This window comes from Streptomyces armeniacus, assembly GCF_003355155.1.
Taxonomy (GTDB): domain Bacteria; phylum Actinomycetota; class Actinomycetes; order Streptomycetales; family Streptomycetaceae; genus Streptomyces; species Streptomyces armeniacus.
This window is the reverse complement of sequence record NZ_CP031320.1, coordinates 2,806,927-2,821,642: the sequence shown is the minus strand read 5'-3', so window position 1 is coordinate 2,821,642 and position 14,716 is coordinate 2,806,927. Positions and strand designations below refer to the sequence as shown.

Annotated in this window: 11 protein-coding genes; 7 read left to right on the top strand and 4 right to left on the bottom strand. The window is 73.8% G+C overall.

Going from position 1 to position 14,716, the window contains the following annotated elements:
• Positions 1-237: 237 nt before the first annotated feature.
• Together DVA86_RS12285 and DVA86_RS12280 are read left to right on the top strand one after the other, a co-directional pair.
• Complete coding sequence (locus DVA86_RS12285; protein ID WP_208878112.1) at positions 238-1,620, top strand: hemolysin family protein; 1,383 nt, start codon at positions 238-240, stop codon at positions 1,618-1,620.
• Positions 1,617-2,654 (top strand): hemolysin family protein, encoded by a 1,038-nt coding sequence (locus DVA86_RS12280; RefSeq protein WP_208878110.1) that lies wholly within the window; start codon positions 1,617-1,619, stop codon positions 2,652-2,654. The genes DVA86_RS12285 and DVA86_RS12280 overlap by 4 nt, the downstream gene beginning before the upstream one ends.
• Positions 2,655-2,996: 342 nt before the next feature.
• On the opposite strand, the gene DVA86_RS12275 is transcribed toward DVA86_RS12280, so the two are convergent.
• Both DVA86_RS12275 and DVA86_RS12270 read right to left on the bottom strand, forming a co-directional pair.
• Positions 2,997-4,955: an AAA family ATPase gene (locus DVA86_RS12275; RefSeq protein ID WP_208884635.1), complete on the bottom strand. Its 1,959-nt coding sequence runs from the start codon at positions 4,953-4,955 to the stop codon at positions 2,997-2,999.
• Positions 4,956-5,422: 467 nt separating this feature from the next.
• Positions 5,423-6,013 (bottom strand): uridine kinase family protein, encoded by a 591-nt coding sequence (locus DVA86_RS12270; RefSeq protein WP_208878109.1) that lies wholly within the window; start codon positions 6,011-6,013, stop codon positions 5,423-5,425.
• A 287-nt stretch (positions 6,014-6,300) separates the two neighbouring features.
• On the opposite strand from DVA86_RS12270, the gene DVA86_RS12265 reads away from it, so the two are divergent.
• The 4 genes from DVA86_RS12265 to DVA86_RS12250 all read left to right on the top strand — a co-directional run bounded on the left by DVA86_RS12265 (position 6,301) and on the right by DVA86_RS12250 (position 10,504).
• Positions 6,301-7,689, top strand: coding sequence for a peptidase C39 family protein (locus tag DVA86_RS12265; protein WP_208878107.1), 1,389 nt, complete (start codon positions 6,301-6,303; stop codon positions 7,687-7,689).
• A gap of 188 nt (positions 7,690-7,877) precedes the next feature.
• On the top strand, positions 7,878-8,543 hold the full coding sequence (locus DVA86_RS12260; protein ID WP_208878106.1) for a GntR family transcriptional regulator: 666 nt from the start codon (positions 7,878-7,880) through the stop codon (positions 8,541-8,543).
• A 165-nt stretch (positions 8,544-8,708) separates the two neighbouring features.
• Entirely contained in the window at positions 8,709-9,551 is an 843-nt protein-coding gene (locus DVA86_RS12255) for an SAM-dependent methyltransferase (protein ID WP_208878104.1), read from the top strand.
• Positions 9,552-9,604: 53 nt separating this feature from the next.
• Entirely contained in the window at positions 9,605-10,504 is a 900-nt protein-coding gene (locus DVA86_RS12250; RefSeq protein ID WP_208878103.1) for a DUF5753 domain-containing protein, read from the top strand.
• A 76-nt stretch (positions 10,505-10,580) separates the two neighbouring features.
• On the opposite strand, the gene DVA86_RS12245 is transcribed toward DVA86_RS12250, so the two are convergent.
• A complete protein-coding gene (locus DVA86_RS12245) occupies positions 10,581-12,365 on the bottom strand; it encodes a bifunctional 3'-5' exonuclease/DNA polymerase (RefSeq protein WP_208878102.1) in 1,785 nt (594 codons plus the stop codon).
• A 366-nt stretch (positions 12,366-12,731) separates the two neighbouring features.
• On the opposite strand from DVA86_RS12245, the gene DVA86_RS12240 reads away from it, so the two are divergent.
• Entirely contained in the window at positions 12,732-13,904 is a 1,173-nt protein-coding gene (locus tag DVA86_RS12240; RefSeq protein ID WP_208878094.1) for an acyl-CoA dehydrogenase family protein, read from the top strand.
• Between the two features lie 63 nt (positions 13,905-13,967).
• Here DVA86_RS12240 and DVA86_RS12235 read toward each other — a convergent pair whose 3' ends face one another.
• A complete protein-coding gene (locus tag DVA86_RS12235) occupies positions 13,968-14,627 on the bottom strand; it encodes an HhH-GDP family DNA glycosylase (RefSeq protein WP_208878093.1) in 660 nt (219 codons plus the stop codon).
• Positions 14,628-14,716 lie beyond the last annotated feature (89 nt).

Genomic DNA, 14,716 nt, shown 5'->3' with positions numbered 1-14,716 from the left:
CGAGCCGAGCCCAATCAGGGAGCCTCCCCGCCTTCGCGTCCTTTGATTAGTCTTGTCCTGGCCGGCGCCAGCCGCACCCGCCCTCCCGCGCGGGCCCCTGCGAACCGAGGAGTGACACCCTCCAGCGATGGACGGATCGTCCTGTAGTACCTGCGCCGTCGCCCCCTCCGGGACGACGGCCTGCCGCGAGGAACCGGGACACGGCGGCGAGTCGGGAGCCGCACGGGGTGAACGCCGGTGAGCATGCCCCTGCTGCTGCTCGCCGCGGCCTTCCTGCTGATCCTCGCCAACGGCTTCTTCGTGGCCGCCGAGTTCGGCCTCGTCACCGTCGAGAAGCCCGAAGCGGAACGTGCCGCCGCCGGCGGCGACCGCCGCGCCCGCAGCGTCGTACGGGCCCTGCGCGAGCTCTCGTTCCAGCTGTCCGGCACCCAGCTCGGCATCACCCTCACCTCCCTCGTCGTCGGCATGCTCGCCGAACCCGCGCTCGCCTCGCTGCTCGACGGGCCGCTCACCGCTACCGGGCTGCCCGAGGGCGCGGTGTCCGGAGTCGCCGTCCTCGTCGGCATGTTCACGGCCTCCGCCGTCCAGATGGTGATCGGCGAACTGGTGCCGAAGAACTGGGCCGTGTCCCGGCCCATGGCCGTCGCCCGTTTCGTCGCCGGCCCGCAGCGGCTCTTCGCGCGCTTCTTCCGGCCGGTCATCGCCCTGCTCAACGCCGTCGCCAACCGCCTCGTACGGCTGCTCGGCGTCGAGCCCGCGGACGAGCTGGCCTCCGCCCGTACGCCCGGCGAACTCGTCTCGCTCGCCCGGCACTCGGCCCGCGCCGGCGCCATCGAGCAGGACATCGCGGACCTGTTCGTGCGCACCCTGTCGCTCGGCGGGCTCACGGCGCAGCACGTGATGACCCCGCGGGTGCGCGTCTGCGCGCTCCAGACCGCGGCGACCGTACAGGACGTGCTGAACCTCACGCGCGCCACCGGCCTGTCCCGCTTTCCCGTCTACGAGGAGCGGCTGGACGAGGTCACCGGCATCGTCCAGCTCAAGGACGCGCTCACGGTCCCGGTGCACGAGCGGCTGCGGACGCCCGTGTCCCGTATCGCCGTGCCCGCGCTGCTCGTTCCGGGCAGCCTGGCCGTCCGGCCGCTGCTGGAGCGGCTGCGCAACGAGCAGCCGATCGCGGTCGTCGTCGACGAGTACGGCGGCACCGCCGGCGTGGTCACGCTGGAGGACATCGTCGAGGAACTCGTCGGCGAGGTACGGGACGAGCACGACGACGAGGACCCGCCCCAGCTCGCCGTCGTCCACGACCCCGACGGCCTCCCCGCGTGGGACGCCGACGGCGCCTGCCGCGTCGACACCCTGCGCCGCATCGGACTGGACGCGCCCGACGGGCCGTACGAGACCGTGGCCGGCCTCGTCGCCGACATCCTCGGCCGCATCCCCGCGCCCGGCGACACCGCGCGGCTGCAAGGCCCCGGCGGCTGGCAGCTGCGCGTACGGCTCGTCACGCACCACCGCGCCGAACGGGTGCGGGTGGTGCGTACGGAGCCCGCCGTGCACGGGCCCGTACGCGCGGACGCGCAGCCGGGGGCCGTCGTACGGGCTGGGGCCGCGTCGTGAGCGTCCTGCAACTCCTCTTCGCCGCGGTACTGGTGCTCGCCAACGGCTTCTTCGTCGGCGCCGAGTTCGCCCTCGTCTCCGTGCGCCGCAGCCAGATCGAACCGCTCGCCGCCGAGGGCTCGGCGCGCGCCCGCCGGGTGCTGACCGGGCTGGAGAACCTGCCGCAGATGATGGCGGCGGCGCAGTTCGGCATCACGATCTGCTCGCTGACCCTGGGCGCCGTCGCGGAGCCGACGGTGGCGCACCTGCTGGAGCCGGTGTTCCACGCCGTACGGCTGCCGGAGCCGCTGATCCATCCGCTCGGCTACGTCATCGCGCTCGCCGTCGTCGTCTTCCTGCACCTGGTCATCGGCGAGATGATGCCGAAGAACCTGGCGATGGCGGCGCCCGAGCGCACGGCGCTCTGGTTCAGCCCGGCGCTCGTCACGTTCGCCCGGCTGTGCCGCCCGTTCACGGCGGCGCTGGGGGCGTGTGCGCGGGTCATCCTGCGGGCGTTCGGCGTCGAGCCGAAGGACGAGGTCGACGCGGTGTTCACCAGCGAGCAGCTGACACACCTGGTGGCGGACTCCCGGCAGGCCGGGCTGCTGGACCACGAGGAGCACGAACGCCTCTCCGACGCCCTCGGGCTGGGCTCCCGGCCGGTCACCGACGTACTCCTCGACCCGGCCGACCTGGTCACGGTCGGCGCGTCGGTCACGCCACGCGAGATCGAGGAGCTGACGGTCAAGACCGGTTACTCCCGCTTCCCGGTCTGCGCCGCCGACGGCGCGTTCATGGGCTACCTCCACGTCAAGGACGTGCTCGACCTCGAGGACGGCAACCGGGCCGTACCGCAGCGGATCTGGCGGCCGATGGCCACCCTCCGCGCCGAACTGCCCCTGGACGACGCGCTCGGCGCGATGCGGAACGCCGCGTCGCACCTCGCGGAGGTGGCGGATCCGGGTGGGCGGGTGCTCGGGCTGGTGGCCCTGGAGGACGTGCTGGAGATGCTGGTCGGCGAGGTCCACGACCCGGCGCACCCCGCCAGCCAGTAAGGCGCACCCCCCCCAAGCCGGTCCGGCGCCGCGCTTCGGCCCGTGGGCGCACCCCCCAAGCCCGTCCGGCCCCCAAGCCCGTCCGGCGTTTGAGGACGGCCCTCGGCCACGGCGAACGCGCGCTCCGCCACCGGCGCATGTGATTCCCCGCGGCCCGGTGGCTGCCCCGGTCGTCCTCAATCGCCGGACGGACTGGGTTGTGGCTGGCTCGGGCAGCCTGCCGGGCTCGGGGGAGCGGCCGCTCCGGTCGTCCTCAATCGCCAGACAGCCTGGATTGGGCCGGGCTGAGCCAGCCGACCGGGCTGGAGGTAACGGGCTGGAAGGGCGTGAGCCCTTCACAACTCACAGCTCCGGAGGAGGCCGCTCCGGCCCCCGCCCCGAGAGCACCTCGCCGTACGCCTGCATCAGATCCGGCAGCCGCAGCGTCGCGAGGTCGTCGCGGGTGGGCGTCCCGGGGTAGCCGGAGAGCCGCAGATCCCGGTACGCGCAGCTCTTCTCGTACAGCGTCCGCAGGAAGCGGCCGTTGCCCAGCTCGTCGATCCAGTTCTGGTCGACGACGTGGCCGCCGATGCTGCGCAGCTCCTCCAGGGACTCCTCGTCCCACACGTCGCCGTTCTCGGCGGCCAGCACCTCGCCTATCGCGGTGAGTTCGAGCGGGCGGTAGCTGGGGAAGTCGACGCGCGTCGTGAAGCGCGAACTCAGCCCCGGGTTCGCCGCCAGCAGCCGGTCCATGCCCTCCGGGTAGCCCGCCAGGATCACCACGAGACGGTCCCGGTTGTCCTCCGCCCGCTTCAGCAGCACCTGGAGGGCCTCGTCGCCGTACGCGTCGCCCTTGCTGTAGCCGGAGTTGGACAGGGCGTACGCCTCGTCCACGAACAGGACGCCGCCCAGGGCCGAGTCGATCAGCTCGTTCGCCTTGACGGCGGTCTGGCCGAGGAACTCGCCGACGAGGTCGGCCCGTTGGGCCTCCACCAGATGGTCGCCGCCGAGCAGCCCCAGCGCGTAGAAGGCACGGCCGAGGATGCGCGCGACCGTCGTCTTCCCCGTGCCCGAGGGCCCGGAGAAGATGAAGTGCCGCTTCGGCGGCTGTACGGGCAGCCCCTGGCCGGCCCGCAGCCGCGCCATGTGCAGCTGTGCCGACAGCGCGCGGACCTGCCGTTTGACCGGCTCCAGGCCCACCATCCGCTCCAGCTCGTCCAGCGCCTGAGCCAGCAGCACCGGATCGGAGGGGCCCACGGGCAGCCGCCCGGAGTCGGTCCGGCCGTGCGGCTGCACGGCCCGCTCCCGTACGGGCCCGGGGTCCACGCGGGCCGGCTCGGCGGGGTCGCCCGCGTCCTCCAGCCGGAGCGCGTCGGCGCCGCCCGCGTCGAAGTCTGGGTCTCCGGCGTCGAGGTCGGCTATGCCCCCGGCGTCCGGCCCGTCGGCAGCCTCGGCGCCGGGGTCCGGGCCCGGGTCCAGCAGGTCCTGGCCGCCGCCGCCCGCGTTGGCGGCCGTCATGGCGGCCGCGAGGCCGGAGGTGTCGCCGAGCCCGTCGCCCTCGGCTATCGCGGTCAGCCGCGCCGCCGTGTCCATGAACGCCGGGTCGATGCGGTGCACCGCGCGGTAGAGCGGCAGTGCCGCGGCGCTGCGGCCGGTCCCCTCGCGGGCCCTGGCCAGCCAGTACCGCAGCTCCTTGCGCTGCGGCTGCTCGCTGCGGCAGCGCATGAGCGCGGCGGCGAGCAGCGGCTCGGCCTGTGCGTACATCTCCAGCCGCACCCGGGCCATGCCCGCGAACAGGCCCGCCTCGATGCCCAGCAGCGGGTCGTCGACGAGTGGCTCCGTGTGCCGTACGAGCCGGTCCCAGTCCTTGGCGAGATACGCCCGGCACGCGTGCAGGAAGCGCGCCTGCTGGTCGGTCTCCACCGGCGGGCAGTCCGCGAGCGCCCGGTCCAGCTCGGCCACGTGCCGGCCGTCCAGCCAGTGCGAGGCGTGCGCGAGCAGCAGGTCGCGGCCCGTCTCGAGCACGGGCTGCACCCACCAGCCCAGCCAGTACCAGGAGTTGAGGTTGCGGCGGTGCCGGGAGCGCTGCTCCCCGAACCGGCCGCGGTGCTCGTACATCCGCAGCAGCGCGGCGCCGGTGTCCGCGCGCAGCGCGTGCAGCCCGAGCCAGCCGTCGGCCATCCCCGGGTCGAGCCGTACGGCCGTACGGAACTCGTCCTCCGCCTCGGTGTATCCGCCCACCGTGTACGCGTCCACGCCGCGCAGCCAGGCGAGATCGGCAGGGGCGTGCAGGTCCTGGGAATCCTGCCTGCCGAAATCCATCACATCCCCCACGACATGTCCCCCCGTCGCTCTCCGCCGGCCCGTCACCCGCCCGCCGGGAGGGAGGCCGGGCGAACAGCCGTACCATGCACGGAAGTTGCCGCTCCACAGCTGGAGAAACCGACTATCCGCGCCCCTTTGCATCGTACCCGCGCACTCCCCGCGGCCGAAGGGCGCCGTCGTCGGATTGCGGCACGGGAGCCGGCCCGGAACTCGCCCTGGACGGCGGGAAAGTGGCGGTGACGGAGGGTGAAGGGAGAGCGGTCGGAGGCGGCCGGCTCTGGGCAGAACGAAGCCCCCGGTCACGGGGGAACAACCAGGGGCTCCGCGTCAGAGGCGGCCTGTACAGACCGCATATTGAGAACGTAATTCCTGCACGGGCCGTCGGTCAAGGCGCTCTCCGAGGCGACCTGTCGGAACGCGCCGCGAAGTCCCCCCGGATCACCGAGGGTGATGCTGAGTGGGACTCATCCGCTTCCCGCCGGTCCCTCCAGCACCTCGAACCCCGTGCCGCGCTCCCGCACCACGTAATCCGCGTACGGGCGCGAGGGGTCGGAAGTGAAGTGCGCGAGCTCCGCCTGCTTCCAGCGGCGCCAGAAATCGGCTTGATCCGGACCGTCCCGGCGCATTCCGCGCGCCCACGACTCGTCCCGCGGCAGGTCCATCCACAGCACGGCGGCCAGCCAGGGGCGCAGCTCCCGGCGCCCCGCGCCGACTCCCTCGACCAGGACGGCCGGACGGGGCGGGAATTCACCCGCACGAGTGAACTCCCGGCGGTGCCAGTCGTACTTCCCGTAGCGCGCCGGTGCGCCGCGAGAGAGCGGACCGATCACCTCCGTACGGATGCGGGCCGTCCAGTCGAAGAGGGCGTCGTGGCTCGCCACGTCGTCGAGGTGGAGCACGGGTGCGCCGCCGAGCGCGCGGGCCAGCCGCGCGCTGAAACCCGTCTTCCCCGAGCCGGCGTGCCCGTCCACGGCGATCAGCCGCACGGGACCGCAGGACGGGGCCAGCCCGCCCAGCTCGCGGGCGAGTCCGTCGAGGTCGCGGGCCCGTCGCATCCCGGCAGCCTACGGCCCGCGGTGCGGCGCGGGCCCGCCGCGGCCCGTACCGCCAGTGGTGCGGCCAATGTTTTCCGTGCGTACGGGCGTGCCATGCGTACAGGTCACTGGCCCGCGCGCCCGCTGACCGGCGATAGTTGGGTCGACGTCGTTCATCCGCCGTACACCTCCCGCTCCACGCCCGACGCACGCCACCTGACGCAGCACGGCCGACGCAGCACTTGTCGGCACATCTCAGCGACAGAACTCAGCGATACATCTCAGCGACCGACTGGGGGCTTCACCACATGATCAGCAGACCAGCCAAGCGCCGTACCGTGCTGGCCGCCGCCCTCGCCACGGCGGCCGGCGCCGCCGCTCCCGCGGCGGCCCGCACCGACCGCGGCACGGCGGCGGAACGGGGGCACGCGCGGCCGCACCGACCGAGGAAGGACGACCTCATCGAATACCACGACTGGAGCTCGCTCCCGGACTGGGAGAGCGGCACGCACGAGGGCACGCGCGCCGAGGGCGGCCGCCGGCCCGGCGTGGTGCTCGCCGAACCCGCGGGCACCGTCGAGTACAAGGACCCGCACACCAGCAAGAAGGCCACCTGGGAGTACGCGCGCTGGACCTCGCCGCGGCACGAACTCACCGTCCCCGCGGGCGAACTGGTCGCCTCCTGGAACGCGGACACCCCGGCCGGCACCTGGGCCCGCATCGAGATCCGCGGCAGCTACACGGGCGGCGGCGACACCCCCTGGTACACCCTTGGCATCTGGACCGCGGGCGACGGCGACGACGTGCCGCGCCGTACGTCGGTGCCCGGCCAGGGCGACGGCAAGAGCAGCATCTCCACCGACACCTTCGTGATCGACGACCTCGCCGCCGGCCCGCGCCTGGCCTCGTACGAGCTGCGCGTCACCCTGCACCGCGCGGAGGGCAGCGACGCCGCGCCCACCGTGTGGCGTCTCGGCGCGATGGCCTCGGACCTGCCGGACCGCTTCGAGGTCCCGGCCACCGAGCCGGGCCCCGGCGCCGGCAAGGAACTGAAGGTGCCGCGCTACTCGCAGAACATCCACGAGGGCCAGTACCCGGAGTACGACGGCGGGGGAGAGGCGTGGTGCAGCCCCACCTCCTCCCAGATGATCATCGAGCACTGGGGCCGCAAGCCCACCCCGGAGGACCTGGCCTGGGTCAACCCGGACTACGCGGACCCCCAGGTCTGCCACGCGGCCCGGTTCACCTTCGACTACGACTACGAGGGCTGCGGCAACTGGCCGTTCAACGCCGCGTACGCCGCCACGTACGAGGACATGCAGGCGGTCGTCACCCGCTGCGCCTCGCTGGCGGACGCCGAGCGGCTGATCGCGGCGGGCATCCCGCTGATCACCTCGCAGTCGTTCATCGAGTCGGAGCTGGACGGCGCGGGCTACGGCACCGCCGGGCACCTGATGACCGTCATCGGCTTCACCGAGGACGGCGACGTCATCGCCAACGACCCGGCCTCGCCGGACAATCCGTCGGTCCGCCACGTCTACCCGCGCCGGCAGTGGGAGAACATCTGGCTCCGCACGAAGCGGAAGGACGCCGACGGCAAGGTGCTCAGCGGCACGGGCGGGGTGTGCTACCTGTACTTCCCGCTCGACCCGACGCCGCAGCAGCGCACGGTGCTGGAGAGCCTCGGCATCCGCTGATCCGCAGACCGGCAGACCCGTCGACGCGCTGCCGTCCGCCGTCCGCCGTCCGCCGTCCCGCCGGCCCGTACACCCGGGCCGGCGGGCCGGCGGGAACGGCAGCGCCCTGCGCTCCCTGCACCAGAAGCGGCAAATGTCACATTGTAAACTTGGGGCTCCATTCGGCCGCTCCCATGGGAAGGCAGCGCATGGAGACCTCCGCACCGCGCCAGCTCGTCTCCGTCCAGGAGCATCTGCGCGACCAGGTCGCGCACGAGCTGCGCGCCGCGCTGCTGGCGGGGGAGCTGCGCCCGGGGATCGTCTACTCCGCGCCGGCCCTTGCCGCCGAGTACGGCGTGTCCGCCACGCCCGTCCGCGAGGCGATGCTGGAGCTGGCCCGCGAGGGGCTGGTCGAGGCCGTACGGAACAAGGGCTTCCGGGTCACCGAGTTCACCGACCGCGACCTCGACGACGTCACGGAGATCCGCTCGCTCATCGAGATACCCACCGTCGGCAGGGTCACCGAGACGGCCACCCCCGAGCAGCTGCGCGCCCTGCGCCCGGCCGCCGAGGAGACCGTGACCGCCGCCCGAGACGGCGACCTCGTCGGCTATCTGGAGGCGGACCAGCGCTTCCACCTCGCGCTCCTCGCCCTCGGCGGCAACAGGCACCTCGTACGCGTCGTCGGCGACCTGCGCAGGCGCTCCCGGCTGTACGGGCTCGGCGACGGCGACCACGACGGCGTCCTGGCCGAGTCGGCGCGCCAGCACCTCGAACTCCTCGACGTGATGCTCGACGGCGACGCGGAGGCGGCGCGGGAGCACATGTGGCACCACCTCGCGCACGCCCGTACGCGTGGGGCGCGCGAGTCGTGAGCCGCGGGCGTACGGGCGACCGCTGCGGGCCGGGGCGCGCCGGCGGCCGGGGCGGCGCGAACGGCGTGCGACGCGGCGGCTTCCCAGCGCGGCCCAACCCGCTAGCCTGGTAGGGCGATTGACGGCCCGCCAAAGGAACGCCGGGCCGTGGGAAGGGGTCCAGGCATGGCGGACACGGAAGAGTGGATGCGGGCGGACTCCAAACCGCCCGTCGAGCTGCACACGGACCGGGCGCACGCCGCGCGCGTGTACGACGTGCTGCTCGGCGGCAAGACCAACTACCCCGCGGACCGGCAGGCCGCCGAACAGCTCCTGGTCTCCCTGCCGAACGCCGCGACCATAGCCCGGCAGAACCGCGCCTTCATGCACCGCGTGGCCCGCCACCTGGTCGCCGAGGAGGGCATCCGGCAGTTCCTCGACATCGGCACCGGGATACCCACCTCGCCGAACCTGCACGAGGTCACCCAGCGCATCGCGCCCGAGTCCCGCGTCGTGTACGCCGACAACGACCCCATCGTGCTCGTCCACTCGCGCGCGCTGCACCACAGCAGCCCCGAGGGCCGCACGGCGTACATCCAGGGCGATCTGTGCGAGCCGGCCTCCATCCTCGAACACCCGGAGCTGCTGCAGACGTTCGACCTCACCCGGCCCGTGGCGGTCACCCTGATCGCCATCCTGCACTGGCTGCCGAAGGGCGAGGACCCGTACGAGATCGTCGGCGGCATCCTCGACCGGCTGCCCTCCGGGAGCTGCCTGGCGCTCACCCACGTCACCGACGACTTCGAGCCCGCGGCGATGCGCGAGGCCACCGACGGGCTGAAGGCCGGCGGGTCGAACGTGGAGGCGCGCACCAGGGACGAGGTGCTGCGGTTCTTCGACGGGATGGAGCTGCTGGAGCCGGGCCTGGAGGTGGTCCAGCGCTGGCGGCCCGACCCGGTGGACGTGGGGTCCGACGCGCTCGGGCCCACCGACATCCCGCTCTACGCGGGAGCCGCCCGCAAGAAGTGACGCGCATCCGCCCCCTGTCCGACGCCGCATCCGCACGCACCGCAGGAGTTGCCATGACCGCCATGATCCAGCCGAGTGGCGACCCCGAACCCGGGCACCGCCTCGAGCGCCCGCAGTCCGGGCCGACCGTCGTGCGCATCGTGCTGGGCGCGCGGCTGCGCAGGCTGCGGCAGGGACGCGGGATCACCCGCGAGGACGCGGGCCGGGCGATCCGCGGCTCGCACGCGAAGATCAGCAGGCTCGAGCTGGGCCAGGTCGGCTTCAAGGAACGCGACCTCCAGGATCTGCTCACCCTCTACGGCGTGCTGCTCCCGGAAGACCGCGAGGAGTACCTGGAGCTGGCCCGCAAGGCGAACACGCCCGGCTGGTGGCACCAGTACAGCGACGTGCTCGTCGACTGGTTCGAGCTGCACATCGGCCTGGAGGAGTCCGCGTCGATCATCCGGACCTACGAAGTCCAGTTCCTTCCGGGGCTGTTGCAGACCGAGTCGTACGCCCGTGTGGTGACCCGGATGGGATATCCGGACGCGCCCGCCCGCAAGATCGAACGGCTCGTGGAGCTGCGGATGGCCCGGCAGTCCCTGCTCACCCGGGAGGGCGCGCCGAAGCTGTGGGCGGTGGTGGACGAGGCGGTGCTGCGCAGGCCGTTCGGCGGCCAGGAGGTGATGCGCCGCCAGCTCGAGTACCTGCTGGAGGTGCTGGAGCTGCCCAGCGTGACGCTGCAGTACGCGCCGTTCAGCGTGGGCGCGAACGCCACGGCGGGCTCGCCGATCACCATCCTGCGGTTCGCCGAGCCCGACCTGCCGGACAAGGTGTATCTGGAGCAGCTGACCGGCGCCGTGTACCTGGACAAGCGGGAGAACGTCGACCAGTACACGCTGATCATGGAGCGGCTGTGCGCCGAGGCCGAACCGCCCGACGAGACCCGGAAGTTCATCGAGTCGCTGCTCTGAACGGAGCGCGACGCACGGCGGCCCGCGGGCCCGTGCGAGCGCGGCCCCGTACGGGCCCTGCTTCCCCGTACGGGCCCTACTTCGCGTCCGCGTAGCAGTCCACCACCGCCGTCGTGAACGCGAACCGCACCGGCGTCGTGCCGAACGCCGCCACGCCCGCCCGTTCACCCGCGGCCCGTACGGCCTCGGTGACCCGCTCCGCCTCCTCCGCCGGGCAGTGCACGATCACCTCGTCGTGCTGGAAGAACACCAGCTCGGCCCGCATCCCTGCCAGTTCCTGCCGGAGCGCGGCCAGCATCAGCACCGCCCAGTCGGCCGCGCTGCCCTGCACCACGAAGTTCCGGGTGAAGCGGCCGCGCGCACGGGCGCCGGGCCCGGCGCCGTACGGCGAGCCTGCCGCGTCCGGCCCCTCCTGCTCGCCGTCCGGCCCGTCCGCCCCGTCCGGCCCGCCGGGCGGCGGCTCGTACGCGTGCCCGTCGTCCGCGCGGCTCACCAGCGGGGGACAGGTGCGGCCCAGCCACGTCCGCACCAGGCGGCCCTCCTCGCCCGCGCGGGCGGCCTCGTCGACGTAGTCGACGGCGGCCGGGAAGCGGCGCCGCAGCGCCGCGAGATGCCTGAGGCCGTCGCCGCTGGTCTGCCCGTAAACGGCGCCCAGGAGCGCCAGCTTGGCCTGGTCGCGGTCGCCGGAGAAGGCCCGTTCGGACAGCACCGAGTACAGGTCGCGGCCGCTGCCCGCCACCTCCATCAGCCCCGGGTCGCGGGAGACGGCGGCCAGCACCCGCGGCTCCATCTGGTCGGCGTCGGCCACCACCAGCCGCCAGCCGGGGTCGGCGACCACCGCGCGCCGTACGACCTTCGGGATCTGGAGCGCGCCGCCGCCGTTGGTGGTCCAGCGCCCGGACACCGTGCCGCCCGGCAGGTACTCGGCGCGGAACCGGCCGTCGTGCACCCAGGACCGCAGCCAGCTCCAGCCGTGCGCCGTGTACAGCCGGTACAGCTTCTTGTAGCGCAGCAGCGGCTCGACCGCGGGGTGGTCCACCTTCCGCAACTCCCAGGCGCGGGTGGACGACAGCGCGATGCCCGCCCGCGAGAACGCGCGGAGGATGTCCGCCGGCAGGTCCGGCCGTACGCGCACGTCCGGCCCGAACGCGCGCGACACCTCCGCCGCCAGCTCCGCCAGCCGGCGCGGCTCGCCGCCGCCCGCGTACCGCTCCCCGAGCAGCTCGTCGAGCAGCGCCCGGTGCACGTCCGCCCGCCACGGCACGCCCGCGCGGCCCATCTCGGCGGCGACCAGCGTCCCGGCTGACTCGCCCGCCAGCAGCAGCCGCATCCGCCCCGGATGCCCGGCCGCCTCCGTACGGGCCAGCTGCGCCGCGTACACCTCCAGCAGCGCCGCCATCGGGTCCACGCCCTCCGGCAGCGGGACCGGGCCCGCCTCGAACAGCGACGGCTGCGGGTCCGCCTCGTGCGACGCGGGCGGCGGGTCCTCCGGCACCTCCAGGCGGTGGAGCCGCGCCCAGGCGGCGGGCAGCGAGCGCGGCTCGCCGCCGCGGCCCTCGTGGCCCAGCAGCAGCGCCTCCGCCGCCTCGGCGTCGTAGCACCGCGGGACGCGCAGCCCGGCCGCGAGCAGCCGCGGATACACGGCCGCCGTCGACCGCCACACCCATCTGCCCACCTCCGGTCTGGCCCGTACGGCCGCCGCCACCGACTCCTCCGCCCGCACCGGGCCGGCCGGTGCGCCGCGGGCGTCCAGCTGGCAGACGAGGGCGCGGCCGTCGGCGGACTCGGCCAGCGCCCACCGCACCGTCCGCGCCGCCTCCGTCCCCGTCACGGCCTGCGCACCGCCCGCGTCACCCGGCATACGAGCGAGTCTGGCACCCGGGTCTGACAATCCGGCCGCACACGCGGATCCGTACGCGTCGCCGCCTGCCGCCTGCCGCCCGCCGGGGTTGCCCAGGTGCGGGAAGCCGGAAGGCGGCACGGTCACGCACTTCCCGGTCATCCGGGGTGGCGGAAAGAGGACGGCACGGCAACGCCGGGTCACGTCACACCTGCGGCGAAGTGACGCCGTGCCGCCGATCGGGCATACTCCACTGCGCCACAGCCGCTGGTCAGCCGCCGTTGCGACCCGACGATGGAGCATCACGGCGAGGCAGTGACGATCCCCGGTGACGCCGCCACACCCCGGCGACGCCGCCGCAGCCCCCGACAGGAGGAGAGCGCCGCGATGCCTGAGTTCGGACCCCAGCCGGTGGAACGCGAACTGCCCACCGAGGAAGCACGGGACCTGCTGGCCCTCGTACGCGAGCTGGTCCAGCGCGAGATCAGGCCAACCGCGGGCGAGGAGGAGGAGACGGGGCGGTTCCCCCGGGAGATCTTCCGGCTGCTCTCCGAGTCCGGGCTGCTGAGCCTGCCCTACGAGTCCGCGTACGGCGGCGGCGACCAGCCGTACGAGGTCTACCTCCAGGTCGTCGAGGAGCTCGCCGCCGCCCGGCTCACCGTCGGCCTCGGTACCAGCGTGCACACGCTCGCCTGCCACGCCCTCGCCGAGTTCGGCAGCAAGGAGCAGCGCGCCGAGCACCTGCCCGCGATGCTCGGCGGGGGCCTCCTCGGCGCGTACTGCCTCTCCGAGCCCTCGTCCGGTTCCGACGCCGCCTCGCTGCGCACCCGCGCCACCCGCGACGGCGACGACTGGGTCATCGAGGGCAGCAAGGCGTGGATCACCCACGGCGGCCTCGCCGACTTCTACACTGTCCTCGCCCGCACCGGCGCCCCGGGCGCGCGCGGCATCAGCGCGTTCCTGGTGCCCGGCGACGCCCCCGCGCTGACCTCCGCCGAGCCCGAACGCAAGATGGGCCTGCGCGGATCACCCACCGCCCAGGTGCACTTCGACGGCGTACGGGTGCCCGCGGACCGCCGCATCGGTGACGAGGGCCAGGGCTTCGCCATCGCCCTGTCCGCCCTCGAGTCGGGCCGCCTGGGCATCGCCGCCTGCGCTGTCGGCCTCGCGCAGGCTGCCCTCGACGAGGCGCTCACGTACCTCGCCGAGCGCAAGCAGTTCGGCCGCCCGCTGGCCGACTTCCAGGGCCTGCGCTTCATGGTCGCGGACATGGCCACCCAGATCGAGACCGGCCGCGCGCTCTACCTCGCGGCGGCGCGGCGGCGCGACGCGGGGAAGCCGTTCTCGCGGCAGGCCGCGATGGCCAAGCTGTTCTGCACGGACGCGGCGATGCGGATCACCACGGACGCCGTACAGCTCCTCGGCGGCTACGGCTACACCACCGACTTCCCCGTCGAGCGCTTCATGCGGGACGCCAAGTGCCTGCAGATCGTCGAGGGCACCAACCAGATCCAGCGCATGGTCATCGCCCGCGACCTGCTCGGCCCGGAATCCGACTGACCGCTTCCGGGAGGGGACCGCCCCGGGAGCGTGGACAGCCGTACGAGGGGCGCGCGTACGGCCTCAGCGCGCCCCGGCGCCGGCCCCGGCCAACTCCCGTACCTCCGCACCGGCCTCGTCGTCCAGCGCGACCCGGACCAGCCCCGCCGCCAGCCGGGGCAGGTCCGGCCCGGACGCCAGCCGCGCGAGCCGGTCGACCGAGCGGGGCAGCCCCAGCTTCTCCGCGCCGTCCTGCGCCTTGGCGCCGAAGTACGGCGCGAACTCGGGCCACAGGCCCTGCACTTCGCGCAGGAAGATGTCGACCCCGGACGGGCCGATCCCGGGGAACTCCCGCAGCAGCCCGGGCACTTCGCTCTTCCCGGCCTCCCGTACGCGCCGCAGATCGCCGCCGTACCGGTCGCGGAGCAGCTCGGCGCCGTCGCCGAGCTGGGTGGACGTCCGCTCGTCGTAGCGCCGGTAGCCGCCCTTGCCCAGCGCGTCCACGCGCTGCTGCCAGGTGGCCTCGGCCATCCGGCGCGCGTCGCGCATGCCCGCGTCGAACAGCGCGCGCGCAGACGCCACGGCGATGCCCGCCTTGATCCGCGCGCTCAACAGGTGCGAGAGCACCAGCACCTGGTACAGCGGCTGGGGCGTGTCCCGCAGCGTGATGCCCGCCTCGGACGCGTAGGTGCGTCCGTGCCGCTCGAGCAGCGCGTGTGCCACGTCCTCGTGCTTCCTGCTCATCGGCCTCACCCGCTCTCCTTCCCGGTGACCGGGTCACGGGTGCCCGGCACGGGCGGGCCGACACGCGTCTCTCCGCGCGTCCCGGCGCG